The 24920-nt window shown below is 45.3% G+C and carries 21 protein-coding genes; 1 reads left to right on the forward strand and 20 read right to left on the reverse strand.

Annotated elements, in window-relative coordinates; all coding sequences use genetic code 11:
- Positions 1 to 2 precede the first annotated feature (2 nt).
- Positions 3 to 914, forward strand: coding sequence for a helix-turn-helix domain-containing protein (locus ACSQ8P_RS22855; protein ID WP_436237275.1), 912 nt, complete (start codon positions 3 to 5; stop codon positions 912 to 914).
- 17 nt (positions 915 to 931) lie between these two features.
- Here ACSQ8P_RS22855 and ACSQ8P_RS22860 read toward each other — a convergent pair whose 3' ends face one another.
- The 20 genes from ACSQ8P_RS22860 to ACSQ8P_RS22955 form a co-directional block, all read right to left on the reverse strand.
- Complete coding sequence (locus ACSQ8P_RS22860) at positions 932 to 1891, reverse strand: acetylxylan esterase (RefSeq protein WP_436237276.1); 960 nt, start codon at positions 1889 to 1891, stop codon at positions 932 to 934.
- A gap of 24 nt (positions 1892 to 1915) precedes the next feature.
- Complete coding sequence (locus ACSQ8P_RS22865) at positions 1916 to 3562, reverse strand: hypothetical protein (RefSeq protein ID WP_436237277.1); 1647 nt, start codon at positions 3560 to 3562, stop codon at positions 1916 to 1918.
- Between the two features lie 618 nt (positions 3563 to 4180).
- Entirely contained in the window at positions 4181 to 5296 is a 1116-nt protein-coding gene (ald, locus tag ACSQ8P_RS22870; protein ID WP_436237278.1) for an alanine dehydrogenase, read from the reverse strand.
- A 122-nt stretch (positions 5297 to 5418) separates the two neighbouring features.
- A complete protein-coding gene (locus tag ACSQ8P_RS22875) occupies positions 5419 to 7074 on the reverse strand; it encodes a PucR family transcriptional regulator (protein ID WP_436237279.1) in 1656 nt (551 codons plus the stop codon).
- Positions 7075 to 7281: 207 nt separating this feature from the next.
- A complete protein-coding gene (locus tag ACSQ8P_RS22880) occupies positions 7282 to 8442 on the reverse strand; it encodes a DUF2264 domain-containing protein (RefSeq protein WP_436237280.1) in 1161 nt (386 codons plus the stop codon).
- Positions 8435 to 9556 carry a glycoside hydrolase family 88 protein gene (locus ACSQ8P_RS22885; protein WP_436237281.1) on the reverse strand — a complete coding sequence of 374 codons (1122 nt, stop codon included), beginning with the start codon at positions 9554 to 9556 and terminating at the stop codon, positions 8435 to 8437. Before ACSQ8P_RS22885 ends, ACSQ8P_RS22880 begins: the two co-directional genes overlap by 8 nt.
- 501 nt (positions 9557 to 10057) lie before the next feature.
- A complete protein-coding gene (locus ACSQ8P_RS22890; protein ID WP_436237282.1) occupies positions 10058 to 10840 on the reverse strand; it encodes an SDR family NAD(P)-dependent oxidoreductase in 783 nt (260 codons plus the stop codon).
- A 151-nt stretch (positions 10841 to 10991) separates the two neighbouring features.
- On the reverse strand, positions 10992 to 12077 hold the full coding sequence (locus ACSQ8P_RS22895; RefSeq protein ID WP_436237283.1) for a Gfo/Idh/MocA family protein: 1086 nt from the start codon (positions 12075 to 12077) through the stop codon (positions 10992 to 10994).
- Between the two features lie 175 nt (positions 12078 to 12252).
- Complete coding sequence (locus tag ACSQ8P_RS22900; protein WP_436237284.1) at positions 12253 to 12918, reverse strand: hypothetical protein; 666 nt, start codon at positions 12916 to 12918, stop codon at positions 12253 to 12255.
- Positions 12919 to 13015: 97 nt separating this feature from the next.
- Entirely contained in the window at positions 13016 to 13981 is a 966-nt protein-coding gene (glpX, locus tag ACSQ8P_RS22905; RefSeq protein ID WP_436237285.1) for a class II fructose-bisphosphatase, read from the reverse strand.
- Positions 13982 to 14027: 46 nt separating this feature from the next.
- Entirely contained in the window at positions 14028 to 14831 is an 804-nt protein-coding gene (locus tag ACSQ8P_RS22910) for a pyruvate, water dikinase regulatory protein (RefSeq protein ID WP_436237286.1), read from the reverse strand.
- 16 nt (positions 14832 to 14847) lie between these two features.
- A complete protein-coding gene (locus ACSQ8P_RS22915; RefSeq protein ID WP_436239584.1) occupies positions 14848 to 15483 on the reverse strand; it encodes a helix-turn-helix transcriptional regulator in 636 nt (211 codons plus the stop codon).
- 202 nt (positions 15484 to 15685) lie between these two features.
- On the reverse strand, positions 15686 to 16228 hold the full coding sequence (locus ACSQ8P_RS22920) for a chromate transporter (protein ID WP_436237287.1): 543 nt from the start codon (positions 16226 to 16228) through the stop codon (positions 15686 to 15688).
- A gap of 16 nt (positions 16229 to 16244) precedes the next feature.
- Complete coding sequence (locus ACSQ8P_RS22925; RefSeq protein WP_436237288.1) at positions 16245 to 16889, reverse strand: chromate transporter; 645 nt, start codon at positions 16887 to 16889, stop codon at positions 16245 to 16247.
- Between the two features lie 139 nt (positions 16890 to 17028).
- Complete coding sequence (locus tag ACSQ8P_RS22930; RefSeq protein ID WP_436237289.1) at positions 17029 to 17943, reverse strand: DMT family transporter; 915 nt, start codon at positions 17941 to 17943, stop codon at positions 17029 to 17031.
- 235 nt (positions 17944 to 18178) lie between these two features.
- The gene (locus ACSQ8P_RS22935) at positions 18179 to 18700 is read right to left on the reverse strand and encodes a hypothetical protein (RefSeq protein WP_436237290.1); all 522 of its coding nucleotides are present in this window, start codon (positions 18698 to 18700) and stop codon (positions 18179 to 18181) included.
- Between the two features lie 191 nt (positions 18701 to 18891).
- Positions 18892 to 20442 carry an ABC transporter substrate-binding protein gene (locus ACSQ8P_RS22940; protein ID WP_436237291.1) on the reverse strand — a complete coding sequence of 517 codons (1551 nt, stop codon included), beginning with the start codon at positions 20440 to 20442 and terminating at the stop codon, positions 18892 to 18894.
- A gap of 78 nt (positions 20443 to 20520) precedes the next feature.
- Positions 20521 to 21420, reverse strand: a complete 900-nt coding sequence (locus tag ACSQ8P_RS22945; RefSeq protein WP_436237292.1) for a carbohydrate ABC transporter permease — start codon at positions 21418 to 21420, stop codon at positions 20521 to 20523.
- Positions 21421 to 21443: 23 nt separating this feature from the next.
- Positions 21444 to 22388, reverse strand: a complete 945-nt coding sequence (locus tag ACSQ8P_RS22950) for an ABC transporter permease (RefSeq protein ID WP_436237293.1) — start codon at positions 22386 to 22388, stop codon at positions 21444 to 21446.
- Positions 22389 to 22579: 191 nt separating this feature from the next.
- A complete protein-coding gene (locus ACSQ8P_RS22955; protein ID WP_436237294.1) occupies positions 22580 to 24916 on the reverse strand; it encodes a helix-turn-helix domain-containing protein in 2337 nt (778 codons plus the stop codon).
- Positions 24917 to 24920: the final 4 nt, after the last annotated feature.

Here is a 24920-nt window from a genome sequence, read left to right on the forward strand (position 1 = left end):
CGATGAAGCGCAGCATAATGGAAACGACTGGCCGCTTATATTTCGTTCCGGAACTGCCTCTATATGTGAATCGCGTTCATGAATCCTTCGATTTGCAGCAGCATACACATGATTTCATTGAAATCAGCTATGTGGCGGAAGGCAGAGGTTCCCATTATATTGAAAATGTAAGCATGCAAGTTACCAAAGGGGACCTCTTCTACCTGCCTGTTGGCATATCCCATGTGTTTCGTCCTGCATCAACGAATCAGAGTAACCCGCTCATCGTGTATAACTGTATTTTTACACAGGCATGGATGGACCAGTTACTACAGCATGCAGCGACAATGGGAGAGCAAGAAATTCCACTTTTTTTTCAAAAAGCAGTCGATTCTAAAGGCGGTGTAGAATTCCTTTCATTTCATGAACAAAATGGAGAATTCCAACCTCTCTTTGAGCGATTACATTTCGAATATAAGGCTAGGCGCACTGGATTTATTACTGTCATGCAAGCCTGTGTTGAGCAATTGTTCGTCTATATGCATCGCGCGAAGTTTGATCCGGATTCTTTGGTTCCTCACACTAGTAAGAAAAGTATAGAAAACTTGTTAGCTTATATTCGTATGAATTGCAGCAGTCCGATCACGCTTGTCGAGGCGGCTGCACAGCTTTCCTTGAGTGAACGCCAGCTCCAACGACAATTGAAAAAGCTCACAGGCATGAGCTTCACAACGTATGTGCAGCATGCACGGTTGGAAGCGTGTTGTCAGTATTTACGCGAGTCCTCCGATAAAATCAGCGATATCGCTGCACTTGTTGGGTATCAAGATATGAAATTCTTTAATCAGCTTTTCAAGAAAATGATCGGTGTCACACCGAGACAATATCGTCAGCAGCAGGCTGAGCGCAAAAAACCACTCGCATCAATTGAATGAGAGTGGTTTTTAATTTGTTAAAGATCCAACATAAATTGGAAAGTCAAATCACTGAAACCTGGTAGTCCTTCATGACCGAAATCCGGGAAGATTTCTAATTTTTTGTTCGCAGTAATTTTATTGTAAGCAGCAAATTGGGTAGACGGCGGGCATACTGTGTCCATGAGACCTACGGCCATCATCACATCACCTTGAATACGATTAGCTAGGTTTTGAATATCAATGTAGCCCAATTTCGTGAAATATTCTTCCTCACGTTTGTGCTGTGGGTCATGACGACGGAAGAAGTCCTTCAACTCTTGGTAGGCATCCTTCGCCAAATCCATCTCCCATACACGCTTATAGTCACTTAGGAAAGGATAGACGGGTGCTAATTTCTTAATGCGTGGTTCAAGTGCTGCACATGCAATCGTTAAAGCACCACCTTGCGAACCTCCCATTGCACCTACACGTGCAGGGTCAACTTCTGGCATACTCATCGCAATCCCAGCAAGTTGTGCGGTATCTAAGAAAATATCACGGAATAAGAGCTGATCCGGGTGATCGTCCAATCCACGTACGATGTGTCCTCTTAGGGTCGTCCCTTTGGTTCCGCCAACATCCTCAGAGAATCCACCTTGACCACGACAATCCATAGAGAAGAAGGAATAGCCAAGCGCTGCATAAGAAAGCTTATCGTTCCAATCACCAGAATTACCGGAGTACCCATGGAACTGAACAATCGCTGGATGCGGTTCGGTTACGTTCTTCGGACGAATATATTTCGCGTAAATGCGAGCACCCTTAACACCTGTGAAATACAGATCAAAGCAGTCCGCATACGGTACTTGAAATTCACTTGGGCGAAGCTCGATTTGGGGATCTACCGCCTTCATTTCAGCGATTGCACGCTCCCAGTACGTATCAAAATCTTCGGGTCTTGGATTTCGTCCTTCGTACGTTTGAAGCTTTTCTAATGGATAATCGATTGCTGGCATGTGTCCATCCTCATTTCTATGAATTTAAGCGACCGTATAGGAAGTAAAATCTATGACTTCACCATCAATAAGTTTACGGATTTCCTTCGTTGGATCGCCGCTTAACAACAACGTTTGATTAGACAAGGAAGTATATGTAATCGTGTTATTTGCACCGTATGTAGGTTGCTTGTCTTTCATCATTTCTGCAAAATGGTGAACGTCGCTAATGCCTAGTGACTTTGCAGTTGCTTGATCAACGCATTCGACGACGACTGCATTCGTTCTACCACGACTAGTTACAAAACAACGATCCTCCAGAACCTCACGATGATACGGTTGCTGGATGTATACAGCCATTAAAGCGTTACCTACCCGTCCAAAAAGTCCATTTGGCGACTCCATCCATTCACCTAGCGGCAAGCACCCTTTGATGTAGCCAGGCTGTTCATCTGGTATGGCATAGGAAGCCATAATTACATGCTTATGAAAAAGCACTTCTGTGTATTCGCTCTGATGGCGCAAATCTCCTTCTGGCTGCTCTAGTTCCGGATGGAAAAAGTAGGCATGATTCACACCTTGTACGTGATCTAGCGGGAACGCAATGTCCCAGCGATGTTGTTCGTTATCGAACTCCCGAATTCGTTCCCACATGCCGCCCATTGCAAAGCTTTCTGTGAAGTAAACATAACTGTGTAGATGATCATTTTCGTGCTGAGCTTGACCAATTTGTTTAGGAATTTGTCGTTTAATTTCGACGGGTACTGATGACCGATGCAAGGCAGTTTGAATGCTTTGTGCTGGCGCTTCATACGCAAGAAATCCCGCATATTCGGTTCTTGGCATGTGAGCCGGCAGCTTGAAGTCCCCGTATTGCACATAATCATGCAGCACATTCGTATCCTTAGGCATGTCATGCGGCCAAATCCGCGCGTGTGGACCTGCCCAGGCGCCACCCAGGTAGAACGTCGCACGTTCGCTCCATAAATAGTCCAGCATGCGAGCTAGCTCGCTTCGAATTTCTGTATCTTGAATCAACTGCCACGTACAGGTGAAAGCTTGCACCCAATGCCAGAACCATGGCAGTCCACCGTATTCCGTCATCCCATTGGCAGTGACTCGTTTAAGTGTCAATTGCAGACTTTCGTAGCCATCTTGGACTAAAGCCGCATCTTCAAAGCGTTGTCCGAAAATCAGCTTCGCAGCTGTATATTTCGCTTCGTGATGCCCATAACTTGTTAGCGGTTTCCGATAAAAGTTGCTGTCGTAAATATGTCGAAGCGTTTTATCAAAAGCCACGCGGAGGGCTTCACTCAACTGCTCCTGGTATCGCTGAGCAAAATAAACCATCAAGCTCCCCATGAGCTCGACTGGCAATGTATTCTTGGACGCCTCTTGCGGCGTTGGTCTTAAATTAAGAGGCCAATGACCGTAGGTAGCGCTAGTTGGATCTTGATCTTGGATAGCAAGTAAGTGAAGGAAAACACCTTCTGCTTTATCCTTCGCCTCTTTGCGATCGCCTTCAAATGCGATGGCTGGATCCACAGAAGCAGCGAAAAGATACGATGCGTAATAGAAATTGTCACGCACATCCCCTTCGAAAAGAAAACCATTGCTCAGAACAGGCTGTTTATAGGCTGCATGGGCAATGTTCGCAATAATTTCGTCTTGGCGTTGCTGTATCGTAGTCAATTTGTCATCTCCTATTGAAGCACATGTGAAGCTCATTTGTTTTAGTATCAAATTTAAAGGCAAATTCTCCAATTGAAACGTTTCACTTCACCAATTTTATATGTTAATAAATGTAGCGTCAATGCGAATTTGTGGGATGGGGGATTACAAGTGGGGAATGATTGGGTTGGATTGGGTTGGGTTGGGTTGGGTTGGGTTGGGTTGGGTTGGGTTGCTTACACAGGTGACAGGAACTCCTGAGCTTGTGGAATCGGATTAACTGGAAATTGTACAATTATTTTGATGAAATTCCCCCAAAAAATCAATTTAGATGTAAAAAATGTAGTTAAATGTCCCACTTTTCCTCAATTCGGCCAACTCTCCTGATATTAACTACAGGAAATCCATCTAATTGGTATTTCAACGGAATTTACCAAGAATTAACTGTACAAAATCCATCTATATCAATCCGCAGACGTACAAGGCTAGTTTAAAGCATCCCACCATCTCGTACACCAGGACAGCTTGTCGTCTCTTCCATCATCAACCCCAATTTGACGATACGGTACCGTACCGTACGCTTCACCTGCCCAACAAAAAAGAACCTCCGCAATCCTGCGGAGGCACCCCAATCTTGTTCTATCGAATCAGCGTATAAATATCCGTGTACGTATAGCCATGAGCCTCAGCGACGGCTCGATAAGTGACATGACCCTGTGCCACGTTAATCCCCTTGGCGATGGCCTGGTTATCGAGCGCTGCACGCGCGAAGCCTTTGCCTGCGATTTGAAGACCATAGCTGGTTGTAACATTCGTCAATGCCACTGTCGATGTGCGGGCTACGGCTCCAGGCATATTAGCTACGGCATAATGGATAACCCCATGCTTTACATAGGTTGGCTGATCATGGGTCGTAATGCGATCGATGGTCTCGATCGATCCACCCTGATCAATGGCAACGTCGATGATCACACTACCTGGACTCATCGCTTTTACCATCTCCTCGGTAACGAGCCGAGGTGCGCGAGCGCCAGGAATGAGGACTGCGCCAATAACGAGATCCGAGCGGCGTACGACTTCTGTGATGTTATACGGATTGGACATCATTGTTTTCAAACGGCCCTGAAATTGATCATCCAATTGACGCAGCCGGTCAGCATTCAAATCAATGATTGTCACATCAGCACCGAGGCCAATGGCCATTTTTGCTGCGTTAGCCCCGACGATGCCACCACCGATCACTGCTACTTTACCTGGTTCGACGCCTGGGACTCCACCTAGCAGTATACCTTTACCGCCATGAGCCTTCTCTAGAAAATGAGCACCGATTTGCACGGACATACGTCCAGCAACTTCGCTCATCGGCGTTAGAAGCGGCAAGCTTCCGTTGTCGAGTTGGATCGTTTCATAGGCGATGGCTGTTACATTTTGACTAACTAAGGCATGCGTCAATTCAGCTTCAGGCGCAAGATGCAGATACGTGTACAATATCAATCCATCATGAAAGTAACCATACTCCTCAGGCAGTGGCTCTTTCACTTTAACGACCATATCCGATGACCATACCTCCGCAGGGGTTGCAACGATCGTTGCGCCTGCAGCCACATAATCCTCGTCAGTGAAGCCAATGCCGTCCCCTGCCAATGTCTCAATTCGTACTTCATGTCCTGCATGTTTGTATGAAAGTACTGAGCTCGGTGTCATGCCAACGCGAAACTCATTATTTTTAATTTCCTTAGGAACGCCAATAATCATGCCCCATCAACCTCTCTTGAGGACCCCCTAACAAAAGGATCGCTCTCTACTTGTCTCCAAGTATAAGAGAGAATCTGGCATATGCCATTAGACATTTTGTCAAAAATTGACCACTGTTCTTTTCACATTTTTTTCTCGGGATGCAGAAGCTGATACGCCCTGATCCCTACTTGCAACGCCAATCTTTTCTCAGGGAGCATATAATCAGCGCCCAGCAACTCTTCAATTTGGTCCAATCGATAATAGAGAGATTGTCTCACGATAAAAAGCTGCTGCGCAGCGATTTGCTTCGACCCATCATGGTCGAGATATACTTTAAGCGTTCGCAGCAGCTCGCTGCCCTTAAGGCTATCGTGATCAATTATCGGCCCGAGATAGGAACGGACGAATGACGCCAGAATTCCTTTGTCCGCGATATGAAATAACAGTTCAAATACGCCTAACTCGTCATAAAACATGACATTCTTCTGCTGCAGCGTGACGGCTAATGACAACGCTTGAAGCGCCTCTTGATAGCTGCGATACGCGTTCAAAAAACTTTGATTAGGCTGTCCAATGCCGATCTTAAACCGAATCCCCGCGTGATCTTTCATCCCTTGAAGCGACTCAAGCGCATGCTGTAAGCGCTCCTTCGCTGGCTTTTTAGGAGCCTTATCGAAGGCGAGAACAACAAGTCTGTTATGTTTCAACGTGATTAAGGGATGAAATAACTGCCCCTCAAAAATCGATCTAGCCGCAAGTGACAAATGCAAACCCGCAGATTCGATCCCGTCATCTTCTGCAGCAAGACCTTCTTCTTGCTCCTGCTCAAATTCGATCAAGAGGACCTGATAAGTTAGCGTGTTCAGACGTTTAAATTCGGCACCAATCAGCTCCTTGATCTGCTCCACCTCTTGAATACGCATATGAAGCAGATCATCCACCCACAAAGTTTGCGAATACAATTTACGTTCTTCCATGTATCGTTTCCGCAACAAATCCTGCGCAATTGACAGGGAGGCTGAATCTAGAATTAAATACTCATATTCCTGCGGTTTGCGATCAAGCACGAGCAGGATGTGTGCCCAGGTTTTGCCCATAGCCCCGACAGGCTGAACGATAACAGAATGACCCTCTATGTCTTCAAAATACAACCCAGCACCTGTGCCGTCATTCCCACTTTCCATACTACGGCTTGCTAGGAAAGCCAGCCAGTTCGCTGACTCCCGTTTCCCAAGCGGTGGATTGAATTTCGGTTGAGCATCGACTGGCACATAGATGACTTGACCTTTGGTGCTGCTTTGCAATAAAGCAAGCACATGCGTAACACCTTGGGAAGACAAGGTCATACGATGGAATTCGCGCGATATTTTCTCCAGATCCTGAAGTGCCTTATGATGCTGATTAATAATATGAGCATGAATATCCTGTGTAATATCAATAAATCGAACGGCTTCTGGGAAAATAATGAGGGGGAAATCGTGAGCTTCGGCCGCATCCATCCACTCTTGGGGAACTGAACTTATATAGTGTCCCATCTCGATACAGAGACAGGTTACGTTTCTATGGATTAGTTGCTCTAGATAGGTCATGAACGATTTCGTATCGTTCTTGAAGGCGGCACCAGTGGTTAGGATCATCTCGCCACCTTGCAGCAGTTGTTCAAACTGAATCACTTCGATAATGTGAACCCAGCGGACCAACCGACCTAAACCCATTTTGCCAGCCGCGATATACGCATGTTGAAAAGATGGGCGTGCTAATACCTCTTCAACGGTTAATTGATAGTTTTGATGCATGTAAAGTCACTTCTCTCTTCTCGTTCTCGAATTACAAATCGCCAAAAGTTATCCACAATCTTTCCTTCATAGTATTTGTGGATACTATAATGAAGTGCGATACACTGCATATGCCTTGACTAAAGTGTACACGAAATTAGGCGTGTATCCCAAGTGAAAAGTGAAAAGAAAAAAAAGACTGCCGCAACGCGACAGCCCTCCACTTCCCTATTCATATATAGCTTTATCTATAGCAACCGTCTGACCTGACCAAACCTGCTGTGAGGTCCATGGTACATCCGCACCTTGCCAGAACTCATCATTCGCTACCAAGCCAAGAGGTAGAAAGACCGTAGAGCACAAGTATAAGCTCCCTGTAGAGATATAAGGCTCACCTAGCTCAGGTTGGTGTCCGCAAAGACCAATTCGCAACCAACCACTTTCATCGAAGGTGCCTGGTGCTTCAATCAATTTACGAATGACAGCTGTTAAAGCTCCGCGTACTTGAGCCGGTTGAACGCCAACAGGCAACTCGCGCCGCTGAGATGTCTGCGCCAGCGCTTGGAAGGCACCGAAGCGGTAAGCCAACGAACGCCCGATCGCTGGGAACGTACCTTCTGGAGAAATCATACGCTCCTGAACGGCCGCATAACGCTGCGCGCGCTTCAGGATATTCTCACGCATTTTACCCCAATCCTCATAATACGCATGCACATGCTCGATAATATCCACCATCATCGGCTGAATAACGAAGCTGTTGTAATAATCTGCATGATAATCTACGCCATCACCGTACATACCATCGCCTAGATACCACTGTTCATGCTGCTTCAGCGCGAAATCAACACGCATGTGATCCCAGTCCTCGCCCATGACACCAAGCGTGGTTTCTGTCATCGCTGCAAAAAGCAGCCAGTTATTAAAGCCTGGCTTGCGAGTCCGTGAGGTTTTCATCGCGGCAGCGAGATTCTTTTGAACGCGAGCGTCCAAGCTATGCCACAGCGTATTCGGTGCACGCAAAATGGCATGCGCTAAGAAAGCGGTATCCACGATCGGCTGCATTCCCTGCGCGAAGTTCAAGAAATCCGGTGATTCCGGATCCGTTGCCGCATCCATTGCCTCTCGTGCTAGCTTACCGTAAGCTAATCGAAGCTGTTCTTCCTCTGGATCTACCGCTGGTGTCTCTAACCAAGGTGCCATCCCGACGAGCGTCCGACCGAACGCTTCGAGATGCGTAAACGCGCGCTGTTCTTCTTTTTTACATTCAACTGGCATTGTGGCACGAAGTTCTCTAGTTGCGAGCGCCCGGAGAACAGGCTCCGCGATGCGAAGCATCGTTTGAACCCAATAAGCGCGATCCGTTCCTCCGGTCGAATGTGAATTACTCATACCAATACCCCTTAAATCCTTTTTCTAGACGAAGCAGAGCCTCTAAATAATAGTAGTCTCCCCAAATGACATAATCATCCGGTGCAGCGCCGCTGCGAACACTGTAGGAACCGCGCTCAAGGAATCCTTGTGCATCCGGCTTGCCAATTGTAGCGTAGGACTTCACTAGTCCAGCCATCGAACGTTGCACGCCATTTTCCAAATACGCTCGATCTGGATCATCTGCTGCCAAGTGCTCAAGAATCTCTAGAGCCCCTGCAGAAGCAATCGCAGAAGCAGAACTATCCCGTTTGGTTTCCGCATTTACTGGTGCATTGAAATCCCAGTATACAACGTCATCCTCTGGCAAACGCTCGAAGAAATAACGCGCTAAACGTTTGGCTGTCTCTAAGTAGAGCGGATTTTTCGTATAGTGGTAAGAAAGCGCAAACCCGTAAATCCCCCACGCTTGTCCTCTTGTCCACGTAGATCCATCTTGATAGCCTTGATGCGTTCCACCGCGCAGCGGTTCCCCTGTTTCTTGATCGAAGTAGAAAGTGTGATAGGAGGAATCATCACCGCGCACCAAGTAACGGCGTGACAAATCCGCATGGATGATCGCTACTTCTTTATATTTCGTATCTCCAGTTTGTTCATATGCCCAGTAAAGTAATGGTAGGTTTAATAGACAGTCGATAATGATCCGCCCGCCATTATGCTCGTCACCTTCTGGTCCCCATGCTTGAATGTATTGGCCTTTCGGTCTCCAACGCTTCATCAATACATCAGCAGCTTGCAGGGTAAGTTGCTTCGCGTTCTCATCCTTCTCAAGAATCCACTGTGCTTTCGAAGAAAGGGAATAAAGGAAGCCAATATCATGATGATCCAATCCAACATGATTCTCAAGTCTTTGTTTAAAGCTCGCTACTGTTTTCTGTGCAGCCTCTTGGAATACTTTGTCTCCGCTATACTGGTAGCTCAGCCACAATATCCCTGACCAGAAGCCGTCCGTCCAATCGGTATTCGGATTCAAATGATAAATGTCGTTCTCACTAACATGAGGGAATTGATCCCCAAAACGCTCAATATTCACTTTCGTCTTCTGCAAAGCATCCTCAATAGCTTGTTTCCACATGATAGAATCACTCCGTATCCCTTGTTATTGGTTGCTCATTACCCGCTTCAACTTCACGAGTTTGTTAAACGTTTAACACTCATATTTAGATTAAATTGAAACGTTTAACCTGTCAAGTAAAATTAACGACATTCACGTCCTTTTTGGACAAGAGCGTTGATCCAAAAATACTGCCGATGCTTGAAGTGAATCATTGATCTGATTTATTTCTTAAAATAGGCTTAGCCCACTAAAAAAAAATAGAACCAACGTCGATTTTCTTACGTAATACTATTCATGCATGACATTCTTTCAGGATTAGGGAGGTTTCTTGCTTATGACAATGACATTCGCTTTTCACCAAAACACTTCAATCCGGGACGCTATCTCTGAGATCGTCTGGTATCTAAGAAAGAAACGTAGAATTTAATCCTAGCACCATGCCCTAAAAAACATAGAAGAAGAACAAAGCCTATGGCTTTCCGTTAGCGGAGAGACATAGGCTTTGTTCTTTTTGAACTTCTATAAGGCTGCACCTTTTCCACCATCAATATTCACAGAGGTCCCTGTTACGTAGGAAGCCGCATCCGATGCTAAAAAGGTAATCACATTCGCCGCTTCCTCCGCATTACCAATACGGCCTAATGGAATATCGTGTCGCGGATCGCTTGCGAACTCCTCCCAAGTTAGGTCAGGCGCAACTTTTTTCCAAACCTTTTCGATTTGGTCACTACGAATTGTTCCAATACATACGGTATTGACCCGAATCTGTGCTGAACCCAAATCTTTGCTCATCGCATTCGTTAATGCCAAACCAGCGGCTCTGCTAACCGATGTCGGGAGCGAAGAGGCCGGAGGTGTCTTGGCTGCAGATGTCGTAATATTCACGATCGAGCCGCCTCCTGCTTCACGCATATGTGGTATCGCAAATTGCGAGCAATGAATAGCCCCAAATAATTTCAACTCCAAATCTTGGCGCCACACGGCCGAACCAACTTGTTCAAACGGTGCAGCTGCGGAAGTCCCTGCATTATTCACAAGAATATGTAATCCGCCAAAACGCTGGACCGTCTCTTCGATTGCTCGCTGACAATCGGCTTCTGATGTCACATCCCCTTGAATCGTGAGAACTTCGCCCTCGGTTAGATTGCCAATTTGAATCGCAGCTTCCTGAAGCTGCTCTAGATTTCGCGCAAGAATAGCCACTTTCGCACCTTCGCGGGACAAAGAAATTGCGGTAGCGAGTCCAATCCCTTTGCTACCACCTGTGATTAATGCCACCTTATTTTGCAAGCCCAATTGCATATAGTTCGCTTCCTTTCCCTCAATAACAGAATAATGGCAACCTAAAGATAAGCATACGCCATCACAGCGACTTTTTTCAAATCTCTTCCGAATCAACAGCAAAGAAAAAACCATCAGGACTTATCATCCTCATGGTTTTCCTTTACCATTTCTATTGGTTTAAGTAAACAGCTTTGCCCGTACGAGCGGACTCATAGATGGCTTCAAGAATTTGCGATACAACATAAGCCTGCTCAGGCGTAACAACTGGATCAATATCTTGATCAATCGCATTGATCCAAGTGCGCATTTCCACATCAGCAGCGCTTTCGGTTTTGCCATCGTAGAAAGCAACTCCGCCTGCTTTTAAATCAACCTCAGTTGTGTATAGACGGCTGTGCTTCTCACCATTGATGCGAAGTCCTCCTTTCATATCGGCTCCACCTTCAGTACCGCTCAACGAGCATTTCGCTTCGTCTACCTCAAGTGTGTTTAAAGCCCAGCTGGATTCAAGAATAATGGTTGCGCCATTCTCCATTACGATCATCCCGAAAGCGGAATCCTCAACGGTAAATTTACTTGGATCCCACGGCCCCCATGCGTTAGCAGCGTTTTCCGTTTGGGACAATTCATGGTAGGACGTACCTAATACGACCTTCGGCTTGTAGTTGTCCATCATCCAAAGTGTAAGATCTAGGGCATGCGTACCGATATCGATTAACGGACCGCCACCTTGTTTCTCTTCATCAAGGAATACACCCCATGTCGGTACAGCACGACGACGAATGGCATGTGCTTTAGCAAAATAAATGTGACCAAGCTCGCCATCAGCACATACATTTTTCAAATGCTGACTATCTGGGCGGAAACGGTTGTTATAGCCAATGGTCAGCTTTTTGCCAGTGCGTTTCGCTGTTTCAACCATACGTTTCGCATCTTCAGCTGTTTTCGCCATCGGTTTCTCACACATAACATGCTTGCCAGCTTCAAGGGCAGCAATTGAAATTTCCGCATGTGAAATGTTCGGTGTTAATACATGCACGATATCAATCGTAGCATCTTGCAGAACTTCTTTATAATCTTCGCAAACTAGCGCGCCTTCAATCCCATATTTCGCTGCAGCAGTTGCTGCACTCTCTTGAATGATGTCACAAAATGCGACTAATTCAACATTGGACAGCTTACTCAAACTAGGCAAATGCTTACCATTCGCAATTCCACCGCAACCAATAATACCAATTCGATACTTACGTGACATGTGAAGACCTCCAGTAGGTTTTTTCCTTGCATGCAAATATATGATATATAGACAACTTTCTTAAATGTAGCACATGAAAATGCTTATTTTTAGTCTAACATTCGGACAATTATACTCAGAAATTACGACACAAAAAAGCCAGAGGAATATTTCCCCTGGCTTTATATTCACTATCCTAGCTGCCGCCTGCCCGCTTCTGAGCATCCTCCAAATAGCTTCGATACAGCTGCTCATTCGGTTGTTCCTGCGTTAAATTCTCATAGTAGCGAGCAACTTTTTGGAAATAATACGCATGCACATCACTTGTCGGCACAAGCCGGTATGGTTCCCAGAGATACGTTTCTACACGGTACGCTTGACCTTGTTCCTGCGTCCACAGGGCAATTTCACAAAGACCATCTGGCCCATTCCGCGTCGGCATATCTTCAATTTCCAAATGTGAGTAGGTCGTGCCTGGTGGAATTACACGCTGAAAACCTGACTGCGTCCATTGAATAATATCCAGCTCAGCAAGGGGTTCATTTGCTCGCTCCCAACCGATAAGGACATCCCAGCCTTCTTTGCGTGAGACAGGAGCTGCAGCAAAATCTTTAACAGCAAGATCCCTTCCTGTAGATGCCGACCCGATAGGAAACCAATTGCCGGAATACTCTTTCAAGGAAAACAAATATTGATGGTCTAAATATCTATATAGGGCTGTGATTTCTGGAAAACCATCACCATCCACATCGGCGTAAAGAATCGCCGCGGGATCTCCCTCCTGCTTCAGCACGACAATCTCGGCCTCCTCAGGTATACAACTGCGGACGACGGAAAGAAAATCAATTGAAGACAAGCTCATGTTATCCCTCTTTTCGCATCTTCTCAACACAAGTATATGCGGAGGGGAACTTGGCACATGTATAGCATTATATTCTTAGTTTAAATGTTCTTGAGAATTAGGCGCTCCCGCGTTGCTCTTCATGCAACTGGTGAACACATTGGATAAAACGCACGGTCTGCGTCTGTGCTCTCATCACAACCGAATGGGTTTGCGCACGACCGCCCCAGCCATATTTGACACCATTTAAAAAATCGCCTGATGTGACTCCAGTTGCTGCGAAAATAATATCGGAATCGCCCACTAGGTCCCGCATACTTAGCACTCTCGATGGATCCGAAATCCCCATGGCTAGACAACGAAGGTGTTCTTCTTCATTCTCAGGCAGCAAACGCCCTTGCAGTTCGCCTCCCATACAACGCAGAGCTGCTGCTGCAAGGACACCTTCGGGAGCTCCCCCTGAACCTACATGCAGATCAATGCCTGTTTCTGGAAAAGCCACCGCCATCGCGCCTGCCACATCGCCGTCGCTTAACAAATAAATTTTGACCCCTAATCTACGCAAAATCATGATGTGCTCAGCATGTCGATTTCGATCTAGGATGGAGACGGTCAGTTCTGAGATTTCCTTGTGCAGTAGGCTTGCCGCTTTCTGAATGGTTACCTCAAGCGGATCTTCGAGACTAAGCTTACCAGCCAATCGCGGCCCAACCGCCAGCTTCGCCATATACATATCCGGGGCATGGAGGAGATTGCCCTTCTCAGCGATAGCCACAACGGATAGCGCATTATTCCTACCGCTTGCAACAATATCGGTTCCCTCTAAGGGATCAACGGCCACATCAAATTCAGGTCCAACACCACTGCCTACCTCTTCACCAATGTAAAGCATAGGCGCTTCATCCATTTCCCCTTCACCAATGACAACGGTCCCCCGAAAAGGAACGGCGCTAAAATATTCACGCATCGCGGAGGTTGCAGCTCCATCCGCATCGTGCTTATTCCCTTTCCCTGTCCAGCTAGATGATGCAATGGCTGCGGCCTCCGTTACCCGTACAATCTCCAACGATAAGTCTCTGTGCATAAGCGATCCACCCTCTCGAAATTGGTTTGATTCGTTGTCTGATGCGTTATGATCTTTCCGCCAAAATTAAGCCAGCTGTTTCCTCAATCGCTTTCTCGCTCACATCTATAACCGAACAACCCAATTCACGATATAGTTTCATGGCAAAAGCTAATTCTTCCTCTACACGTTCTTTCGTGGCATATTTGGCTCCAAAAGGAAGACCTACGGCTTTCAATCGTTCCGTACGAATGCCAATCAACTTATCCACGCTCATCGTTAGTCCGACTAACTTCTTCGGGTCTAACTCGGATAAAATGTTAGGCGGTTTAACCTCTGGAACTAAAGGATAATTAGACACCTTAAAACCTTTGTGCGCCAAATATATGCTAAGCGGTGTCTTGGAAGTTCGTGACGGTCCCAGCAGTACGATATGTGCCTGCTTCATCGCACTAGGATCCTTGCCATCGTCACTATTGACTGTAAATTCTACCGCTTCCACCCGTTGATAATACTGTTCATCTAGCTGATAGAGCAGCCCGACTTTACGTTTGGGCGAATCCTTAAACGTGTCAATAAAGGCTTGCATCATAGGACCCATAATATCGATGGCATTCACGTTCAATCGGATGGCTTCCTGCCGCATCATTTCTCTTAGTTCAGGCAACACAAGCGTGTAGGCGATAAATCCCTTCAGTCGTGAGGCTTCTTCTACGATCGAACGTACTTCATCTTCTGTTCGAATGGAACCATGTCGCTTAACGACAACCTGACTTGCATTAAACTGCCGAATCGTTGCTTGAACAACCGTATTTGCTGTTTCTCCTACCGAATCCGAACATACGAAAATGGTATGCAGCTTCTCTCCCATGTAAATTCCCCCTGATTTACGTACCTAGCGCTACATCCAGCAGCAATTTGGTCATTGTTGTTTTCGTAATTCGGCCTACAACTTCCAGCCCATCCCTGCCTTCGACTGCTTTAACGACGGGTAAGCTGTCAACTTCATGATGAATCATCTTCCGAGCTGCTTCCAGCACGCTATCTTCAGGCTTTACCGTAATAATGTTCGGTTGTCTGGTCATCACTAGCGAGACTGGCATAGCCGTTGCCGTTGCATGTCCTAACGTAACCTTTAGTAAATCCTTTCGTGAAACAACGCCAGCTAGAACACCCTCCTGATTAACAATCATCAAACTCCCCACATTTTCGAGAAAAAGGGCAACAACGGCATCACTAACGGTTACCGTTTCCCGAAGCAGTACGGGAATGCCCATCACGTCCTTCACCTTTACGGACTCGATCAACTTGCTTGGTGTATGGACGTCGTGTGCTGCTGTTCCGAGAAAATAGCCCACCTTTGGCTTGGCATCGATATGCCTCAACATCACTAAGACCGCTAAATCAGATCGAATGGTCGGTCGACTAACTCCCAGCAGCTCAGCGATGCGTTCCCCAGCAATTGGCGCATATTTGCCGACGAGATCTATTATTTCTAACTGGCGAGCTGTAAGTTCGATGATGTTTCCCTCCTAAAGCGATGAAATACCGTTATATAGTATGTTCTATTTGTTATATATTGTACATTATATAACAAATATTCGAAATATAAAGATGTTTATTGCCTATAAAAGAAATATTTATCACTCATTTCATGAAAATAGGCAAAATAAAAACTCCATTCCCACCAAAATGGTTGAAAGGAGTTTCTAATTGGTACCCATTTTACAAGAAAAAAACGATTCCCAAGATGCCTGCGCCAACAATTACAATAATCGGGTGCAGCTTATATTTGACGATCGCCATAAAAGCGCCGCCTGCAATGAGAAGCGTTGCGACTTGTCTCCACGTTACCCCTGTCTGTACGGTTCCGAAGGTTGATTGGCCAAAATGCAGCGCCGCATAGATGATAAAACCTGTCACAACAGGCTTGATTCCGTAAAAGGAGGATTTAAACCACTGATGGGAGTGCCAACGAAATAAGAAGGTCGCCACGAGGATGATGACAACTAAAGACGGCAGTACCATGCCTAATGTCGCCAGGATAGCCCCTGGGATACCCGCTGTCTCATAGCCAATTAATGTGGCACTATTCGTAGCAATGGGACCGGGGCTTGTGCCAGCCAATGCAATCACATGATGAAATTCGTCCAATGTCAGCCATTGATGCTGCTCAACTTCAAACTGGATGACTGGAATCATGGCATAGCCGCCGCCAAAAGATACGAGTCCTATTTGGAGAAAAGTGAGAAATAGTTGGAATAGCATCGAAGCACCTCATCTCTTAAATCCCATCCGCCATATACCATTCAGCGGTCTTGTTGTCAGTGCTTGTCGATGCAGGTAGTTCAGTATGAGAAAGAGTATTTTTCCTGCCCCATTTGTTCTTGAGGTAGGTTGCCATGAGACCAACCACTACGCCGAGTGCGATCAACACGAGCGGTGATACTCGAACGACGAGCATGACAATCACAGTTCCTGCTGCTATAAAAAGAGTAAGACGATCGAAGATCGATGATTTCGCCATTTTGTACGCTGCAGCCGCAATAAGACCGATAATCGCAGCATGGATCCCCTCCATGAGGGCTTGCATTTTAGGGTAATGTTCAAGCCAAGCGTACAGCACACTTAACATGAGGACGATCAGGAAGGTCGGAAGCGTAATCCCGATGACGGCAGCAAAGGCTCCAGCAATTCCTGCTAGACGGTAACCGACCAAAGCCGAAACATTGACACCAACCCCACCTGGAGCAGCACCGGAGATGGCCAGAAGCTCTGACATTTCCGCATCTGATATCCAATTCTTCATTATGACAACTTCTCGGTGAATGGCTGGGAGCATCGCATAGCCACCACCAAAAGTGAGCGGGCTAATACGTAGGAATGTCCAAAAAATGCAGATCAACTTGCTTAGCATGTTTCCTGTCATTTCGATCCCCCTCTACTTAATTCTATTTTGAACTAAAGCAGAGGAGAAATCCAATCAATAATCGTAATATCTTTTCGGAAATATGCTTATAATCTGGGACATTCACCCAATTTCCTGCTATTCCCGCATAAAGTTTGATTCATTTTGATAATAAGAGGCGAACTTGCTTCTTCATAGCCCTATTCGTCAAATACACGCCTAACACGATGGAGAAGGCTCCCAACAGATGATATAGCTGTAACGATTCCCCCGTAAAGGTGGTTGCGAAGATCGCGCTAAACAAAGGTATGAAGTTGAGAAATCCTGCACAACGCTGCGGACCCGCAAGCTCTATCGCTTTATTCCAGCTCAGGAAAGCTATTATGGACGCGAAGATTCCCACATATAGTAACCCGCTCACCAAAGCGGGACTCCACGAGACATCAGGTGCCTTGATGATCCACTCCATGGACGAAATTGGAATCAATACTACAAGCGCAACGGTCACTTGCACCAGTAAAAATGGGCTTGCAGGAAAGCGACCAGCCATCTTTTTCATGCCCACGGAATATAAAGCCCAGCATAAGACGGCAATCAGCATGAACCAATCCCCTTTATTAACGGATAACCGGAGAAGTGCAGACAATTCCCCCTGACTTATGATCCAGCACACACCTAGGATGGATACACCAATTCCGGGCAGCGCCCACCAAGCAAGTCTTTCTCTCATAATAGCCCAGGTGATGAGGACAACGAAAATAGGTGTCGCCGAATTCATTAATGACGCATTGATAGAGCCCGTGTATTGGACAGCGACATACGTTAGTGAGTTAAATCCCGCTACACCTGTCAGGGAAAGGAACAGTACCATTTTCCAACTCGCTAGAAATTCATGTTTAAGCCGCCAAGCCGTTTTCCCATAAAAGGGGAGTAAACATAAAAAGGCAATACTCCATCGACCTGCTGCCAATGTGACGGGAGGAATATGTAAGACGAGTGCCTTACCTGCGACAAAGTTCCCTCCCCAAATGCAAGTTGCGAGAATTAATAATAGATACGGGGATCGTTTCAGCATAGCATGCGTAGCTCCTTTAGGTTGACGTGATGATTTTCTTAGATGGGACCGCTTCAGTAGACTCTTATAGTCCCTTGGAAAAAGATACCTACTAAAGCATGGTATTGGCAAGTATTATATTTGATGCTTGTCCAATAATTCGGGAAAATTTAAATTGGGATACCGACTATCCGAACCTGGACATCCAGGTAAAGGTAGATAGCAGTATCCGCGACTACGGTATGATTCATTAAGTCTATACGTCCTCATCCAGAAAGCGAACCTCACAAAAACATCCGAGGGGTATCATTTCGTGCAAAAAGCGCAGCATGATTTCCTTCTCATGCTCCCCCATTCGTTTAAGCGCATCAAAATCAAAATGAATCATGCTATTGATGACATCATAATGCTTAAATCGCAAACGTCCGTAAGGAAATTGCCGATTGATCGCGGCTAGAATACCATATTGATTTAAGTTCGTGCGTAGTGCCGTTTGAACAATATCGACAGGCACCTCTTGCAGTAATGGCACTTTATCTGCTCGCACTGCGCAATACGATTTTACTTGAAATACCACATACGGGTACAAGTAAGCGTTTGCATACTTTTCCACATGGAGCGCATCCTGCTTCGTTAATTGCAAATCCTCTGTCCATGCATAAATCGTTGCCTTGTATTTATCTGAAGTGTGAATTCGGATATACCTTAAATGGGGAAAGCGAGTTTTCACAAGCTGTTCCGATAATAGCCGTGTTCCCACCAAGATCACCTCTTTCATTCCTGCTTTTGTATGATTAGTATATGCATATAAACAAAAACAGCTATCCTTTTTACTTTGAAAAGGTAGCTGACTTTGTCTCCTCGTTTACTCATCTATATTCGAGAGCTTGGCCTAATATGATGGAGAGAAGCAAAAGCCGTCCCAAAGGGTCAAATAACCCCAAGGAACGGCTTCTTGCGTAACACTTCTTACAAACCTTTCGCTTTCAAGAAAGCTTGCCATTGCTTCGTCGTTTCCGCATCAATCTTATCTTGACCAGCTGCTTTCAGCTTGTCGATGTATTTCTGCAGCTGATCCGCAGGATCTACAGCACCGGTTTCAAGTGCGACTTGGAACTCGTTATCGACGGCAGTTACGTTGGCAACCTCAGATTTGATGGTGTCTCTGTTCACATCAAAGCCATAGGAAACAGGGACCATGGCGCTTTCATTCAATTTAATCGTTTTGTCCCATACGTCTGGCGTTTGTGCACCTTTCAAGTAAGCATTAAATTGGTTTCCGAACACCCAATCTACATTCGGCGCATAGCCGGAGTCCTTGATCGGTTCAATATATTTATCATCCTTCTTCGTATAGTGCTTGCCTTCCACACCGTTCGAAATTAGATTGTATAACACTTTATCTGTGTTAAGCAGATTGATAAACATGAGGGCGCGTTCTGGATTTTTAGACGTTTTGGAAATAACCTGCATAGCGCTCGCCACACCCGTAAAGTAAGAGTCTGATATCGGTACATACACGACAGCATTGTTTCCATTATTCGCCATTTCATCCACTTCGCCGCCTGGTTTGGTTGTAAACTCAAGACTGACAGCTACTTTCCCTTTTTTCTTGAGATCTGTCATGTTTTTCACTAGCGGGGCATCCTCATTGATATAGCCTGCTTGTGACCATTTGTGCATCGTCGTGAAGAAGTCCTTCTTGTTCTGCAGCTGCTGAATTTTCGTAATGGATGCGTACGTTTTGTCATCCTTTTTGTAGGCAACCGCAAGACCATCTGCGGCAACCAGATTTGGGTCTGTATAGAGGCCCCATGAATTCTGAGCCATCCCAAAAGGAATAACATCCTTTTCATTATCCTTGATCGTTTTCAAGAAAGGCTCGAGGTCTTTATAGGTCTTAATCGAACTAACATCCAATTTATATTTATCAACAAATTGTTTCTGAATGACGAGACTTTTCGTTTTGGCTGCGATTTGATACACCGGGAAGCCGTACACTTTACCATCCGTCGCTTTCATATCCGGCCAGAATTTATCGGGAATGTTCTTCCGAGCTTGAGCCGCATTTTTGCTAATCATCGCATCGGTTAGCTCTAAGAGCGCACCTTTATCGATGTTCGGCTGATAGCTTAGCAGCCAATATTTCGATCCCCATGCCACATCGAAAGCTTCACCGGAAGCCATGATGGTATTCAGCTTCGGATCATACTCATCAAAGGAGAGCGGTTTCAAGTCAACCGTAGCATTGATTTTACTCTTCACATACTTATTGACTTCCTCATTTACGAGAGCCTGATCTTTACCTGGTGGATTACTTGGATAATAGAATGTCAATTTAACTTCAGGCAGCGTGCTTGGTGCAGGTGTGGCAGGCGTCGCGCTAGTCGATGCTGCAGGTGTTGTTGCCGACGGAGATGACGTTTCACTTGTCGTGTCGGTCTTGCATCCCGATAACACGGACATACTCAGAAGCATAATGGCTGCACTGCTCAGGTACATTTTTTTTCCTTTTATCAACCTTCACACCTCCAAATTAAATACCCCTTGTATCATCAGAACATCAAATCTTTCTTACAAACGCCCCCTCACCTCCTCTCAGCTTTTGAGTGAACCTACCGTAATCCCCTTCACAAAGTACTTCTGGAAAAAAGGAAACAGGATCATCATCGGTCCGCCCGCGACCAAAGCCATCGCCATCCTGACGGATAATGTTGGGAAGTTCGCAAACTGTAATTTACTTGCCGTCTCGGCCAGAGGCGAATTCGCTAGAAATTCAATTTGCGATAAAATGCGTACAAGCAGTAACTGAAGCGGCACATATTTGTTATCATCGATGAACAATAAGGCATTAAACCAATCATTCCAATAGGCAAAAGATATGAACAAGCCAAGTGTCGCTAGCGCCGGTGTAGACAGCGGCACAATAATGCGATAAAAAACGCGAAGCTCACTAGAACCGTCAATCTTGGCGGATTCAATAATTTCCATCGAAATTTTATCGAGATAGCTTTTCATAATGATAATATTGAACGGACTCATGAGCAGCGGAATGATGAGCGCAAGAATGGAGTTTTTCAAATGGAGGTACTGTGTCATGAGGATATAGAACGGAATGGTGCCTCCATTGAACAATAAGGTGAAGAAGATGTAGAACGTAAGCGGTCGATGATAGCGAAAATCACGTCGCGACATCGGATAAGCTGTCAGTGTCGTTAGTAACAGGGATAACACGGTCCCCGCAATCGTAATGACAATCGTAACCCCATATGATTTCAGCCAAATTTCCGGTGATTTCAATACGATTCGGTACGCTTCCAAGCTGAGCTCTTTGGGAATGAAACGATAACCGAATTGAATTAAACTATTCTCCGAAGTCAGCGACACCGCAATAACGAGCACAAAGGGGATGATCATCAATAGACAAATGAGCGTAAAGAACACATGGATATACCATATCGATACCGGTTTCACTGGTTTTGTTCGTGCAAGTTCCATAAAACTCCTAGGCCCCTCCCCCATTAAAATAATGCGTTATCTTTATCCAATCGGCGAACCGCAGCATTGGCTGACACAATGGTAATTAACCCTACAACTGATTGCAGAAAGCCTACAGCTGCTCCCGAATTGATATCGCCAAGCTTCGAAAGAGCTCGGTACACATACGTATCAATGACATCTGTTGTCGCCAAGTTGGCTCCTACATTGTTTGGCACAAAATAATGCAATCCAAAATCGCCCCGGAAAATATTGCCTAAGCCTAGAATAAACACTATGATGATCAATGGCTTCATGAGCGGTAATGTAATTCGAAAAATCATTTGAACACGTGATGCGCCATCTAGTTTCGCCGCCTCGTAATATTCGGTGTTAATGCCGACAATCCCAGCGTAGTAGATCAATGTTGAGAAGCCGACACTTTTCCATACAGCCACCACAGGCAAAATAAATAGCCATGGCGTTGTTTCCAAGTACCATTTGTGTGGAGAAAACCCGATAGTGAGCAGTAAGCTATTGAGGTAACCACTTTTATGTTCCAGGAAGCCATACGTAATGTAACCTACCAATACAAGCGAAATGAAATACGGAAGAAATAAGGTGGTTTGATACACTTTCACCATGCGACCACTCACTTCATATAACAAAATGGATAAGACTAGCGCTGCCAATGTGCCAAGCAGGATATATGTCATATTGTACAAGAGGGTGTTTCGGATGATACGTAAGGCATCTTGTGATTTAAAAATAAATTCGAAATTTTTGAAGCCTACCCATTTGCTCCCCAGAATTCCTTGATCATACCTGAAATATTTGAAGGCCAAGATGAGTCCGATCATAGGTAAATACTTAATGACCAATTCGAACAAAATGCCTGGTATCGCAAGCAACAGCAGCTCTCGATTTTTCCGTAAGTGTTTGAGCTCCTGTATGAGCCATCGTTTTTTGATGGGATGTGATTTCGTCATTGTGCTCCTCCTCCATATTCATATCTTGCCACAGGATGAAGCGTTTACATAGCGTACGATGTTCGAAAACATGTAGAAAGCATGTGTACAATATTCGAATTACTATCTGTTTAGCATCGGAACGCACAAAACCGCCATCCATGCACCCAGTGGTGGAAGAAGTGGCGGTTAAGGATTACACATTTCCCGTGTTATGAAATTGATTTCTTCATGCGGTATTCCTTCGGCGTACTTCCGAATTTAGCTTTGAAAAGACGGAAAAAGTAACTCGGATTCGCATATCCGCATTTTTCCATAATATCTAAGACCGAATGATCCCCATTCTCAAGCAGCTGCTGTGCATGCTTCAACCGAATTTCGTTGATGTACTCCGTAAGCGTAAGTTGGTAGCTGTCTTTAAACAGTTTCCCCAAGTAAGCGGAAGAGAGCCTGACCGTCGAAGCAATAGATTGTTGGCTCAGATTAATATCTGCGTATTTCTGATGAATAAGTTCTTTGACTGTTTCCAAGATCATGTCATTCCGTTCCACATTAGACGGCTTCTGACCCTCACAAATTTGTGAACATAAGGCCAATAACGCCACGTACATTTCTTCTAACGTTTCCTTCTCCTGTGGAATGTGATGAATATAATCCACGTTGAAGCTCATCTTCATTAAGCGATTTTCCATAATTTCAACAACGGTATACTTGATCACCCATGTTAAATTCGTTACAGCACGGTGAATATCATGATAATGAAAGGTGGCAAAAAGGGAGAACGCTTTCTCCAGCTCAATGCCCGCTTCTGTCATTAAGCCCTTTTTCAAGCTCTCGGATAGTTTCCGTTCGATGGCTTCTGGGATCGACACTCGCTTATTGGCGTTGTTTTCTTTGACCATTTCACTTGTGATGATCGACTTGTAACCAAAAATAAGGGTATACAAGCTGTTCTGCAAGGCTTGCGTATAACCAGATGACAGCTGAGTAAGCTGTGAAATCGGGTCACTGAGCCCACACGATAGACTCAAATCGTAATACGTTTCAATCGTTTGCTGGATGTCCCCTAAGATGGGTACAATCCTATCCATGCTACTTGTTGCCCCGTTATCATTCCGCGATACAATGAGGATGACATGATCTCCCCATACCTCCACGGCTTCACATGGATAGGTCTTGGACATCATTTCCTGCGCAATATTTGTGATAGCAAAGCTATGCATTTTCTTCATCGCAAGGGCCGTGTTACTTGCATACGATTGGAAATGATCTAAGCGAAGCACGCAAACAAGGATTTCGGATGGGTAGGCAATGTTCAATCGATGCTTTTCAATCAGACTAACCATATCGTGATAAGAGAACAACTGACCGTCTGTCATAAATTTACGGATGTAATATTTATTGACGATGTGCTCTGAGCTGATTTCCTGCAGCGTATGGGACAACTCCAGATAATTTTCACTCATGGCATGCAGCTCATCACCTTCTGTTCGCCTTGTGTGTCCATCGCGCGGGTGCTGGAAGCGAATTCGGTGCAGCATAACTTCGATCGGGTGATACAATTTATAAGACAACCAGATCGAAATCCCAATAGCGATCAGGAGTAGAACACCAGAAACCAACAGTGATTTCACGCGAGTCTGAGTGACTTCCACCATCAATTGGTCATACGACTGTACATACAAAATCGTCCAATTCGGAATCGGATCTGCCATATAAGTAATCATGCTTTTCTCACCTTCAACATTCCCAATGACGAATCCAGAAGGTTCGTTCGTTGCTAGCTTATGATTCATAATGTAGCTATGTATGGTGTCCTGCGTCGAAGTACGCGCGTATTCATCCATAAAGCGCGAGGAGTATAAGCGTCCTTCCTGATCCGCCATCAGAATATCACCTTGCGATCGGCTGCCCGTATCGTTCATTTTCTTCAAGCTGTCGAAGACCCAATCGGACTTAATATACAGAACAATAGCAGATTCACCGCGTGAGAAAGGTTTTAATGAGTCCGTTACAACAAAGGCGAACGCATCGATCTGTCCATCCTCGTGTTCAAGGCTCACTGGGATGAGCCGGGATGTTTCGTGCTGGTGGGCGGGATCGAGCAGCCAATCCGAAATTTTCTTTTTTGTAACCCCACCGTCTAAAAGAAAATCGCTGGTTGTCCCGTAAATCTCATTTTGCGTATGATTATAAACGACCATGGAATGTAAGAATGAGGAACTGTCCATGATACTGGACATGCGTTGGTAGCTGCGGATTAAGTCCATCTTGGGCAAGGTTTCATCGAACATCAACGGAATGAGTAAGTTATCTTTTAAGACAAAATAAGATAAATGCGTGATGATTTCGTTCATATAGGAGAAATTGTATTGCATTTGAGTGAGAATTTTGAGATTCGAGTCCTCCTGAATCCGTTTTACCGATTTCTCCAACAGATACGTATTGGCAAAGGAGGAAGCTAATAGGACAATAACCATCGATAACATGATCGAGCTTAGTACACGCTGCAAATATTTCTTGGATTTATAGAAGCCAAATCCTTTCATATGT

Origin of the sequence: Paenibacillus sp. LjRoot153, assembly GCF_964253085.1 — a bacterium.
In the GTDB taxonomy this organism is placed as follows: Bacteria; Bacillota; Bacilli; order Paenibacillales; family NBRC-103111; genus Paenibacillus_E.

Bases quoted from the DNA above. Each gene is read 5' to 3' on its own strand.
- ACSQ8P_RS22930 (WP_436237289.1), bottom strand. From the start codon at position 17,943: ATGCTGAAACGATCCCCGTATCTATTATTAATTCTCGCAACTTGCATT.
- ACSQ8P_RS22885 (WP_436237281.1), bottom strand. From the start codon at position 9,556: ATGTGGAAACAAGCTATTGAGGATGCTTTGCAGAAGACGAAAGTGAAT.
- ACSQ8P_RS22875 (WP_436237279.1), bottom strand. From the start codon at position 7,074: ATGCATCAAAACTATCAATTAACCGTTGAAGAGGTATTAGCACGCCCA.
- ACSQ8P_RS22890 (WP_436237282.1), bottom strand. From the start codon at position 10,840: ATGCAATTGGGCTTGCAAAATAAGGTGGCATTAATCACAGGTGGTAGC.
- ACSQ8P_RS22855 (WP_436237275.1), top strand. From the start codon at position 3: ATGAAGCGCAGCATAATGGAAACGACTGGCCGCTTATATTTCGTTCCG.
- ACSQ8P_RS22920 (WP_436237287.1), bottom strand. From the start codon at position 16,228: ATGCTATTCCAACTATTTCTCACTTTTCTCCAAATAGGACTCGTATCT.
- ACSQ8P_RS22860 (WP_436237276.1), bottom strand. From the start codon at position 1,891: ATGCCAGCAATCGATTATCCATTAGAAAAGCTTCAAACGTACGAAGGA.
- ACSQ8P_RS22945 (WP_436237292.1), bottom strand. From the start codon at position 21,420: ATGGAACTTGCACGAACAAAACCAGTGAAACCGGTATCGATATGGTAT.
- ACSQ8P_RS22955 (WP_436237294.1), bottom strand. From the start codon at position 24,916: ATGAAAGGATTTGGCTTCTATAAATCCAAGAAATATTTGCAGCGTGTA.
- glpX (WP_436237285.1), bottom strand. From the start codon at position 13,981: ATGCACAGAGACTTATCGTTGGAGATTGTACGGGTAACGGAGGCCGCA.
- ACSQ8P_RS22935 (WP_436237290.1), bottom strand. From the start codon at position 18,700: ATGAAAGAGGTGATCTTGGTGGGAACACGGCTATTATCGGAACAGCTT.
- ACSQ8P_RS22900 (WP_436237284.1), bottom strand. From the start codon at position 12,918: ATGAGCTTGTCTTCAATTGATTTTCTTTCCGTCGTCCGCAGTTGTATA.
- ACSQ8P_RS22925 (WP_436237288.1), bottom strand. From the start codon at position 16,889: ATGACAGGAAACATGCTAAGCAAGTTGATCTGCATTTTTTGGACATTC.
- ACSQ8P_RS22895 (WP_436237283.1), bottom strand. From the start codon at position 12,077: ATGTCACGTAAGTATCGAATTGGTATTATTGGTTGCGGTGGAATTGCG.
- ACSQ8P_RS22880 (WP_436237280.1), bottom strand. From the start codon at position 8,442: ATGAGTAATTCACATTCGACCGGAGGAACGGATCGCGCTTATTGGGTT.
- ald (WP_436237278.1), bottom strand. From the start codon at position 5,296: ATGATTATTGGCGTTCCTAAGGAAATTAAAAATAATGAGTTTCGCGTT.
- ACSQ8P_RS22910 (WP_436237286.1), bottom strand. From the start codon at position 14,831: ATGGGAGAGAAGCTGCATACCATTTTCGTATGTTCGGATTCGGTAGGA.
- ACSQ8P_RS22950 (WP_436237293.1), bottom strand. From the start codon at position 22,388: ATGACGAAATCACATCCCATCAAAAAACGATGGCTCATACAGGAGCTC.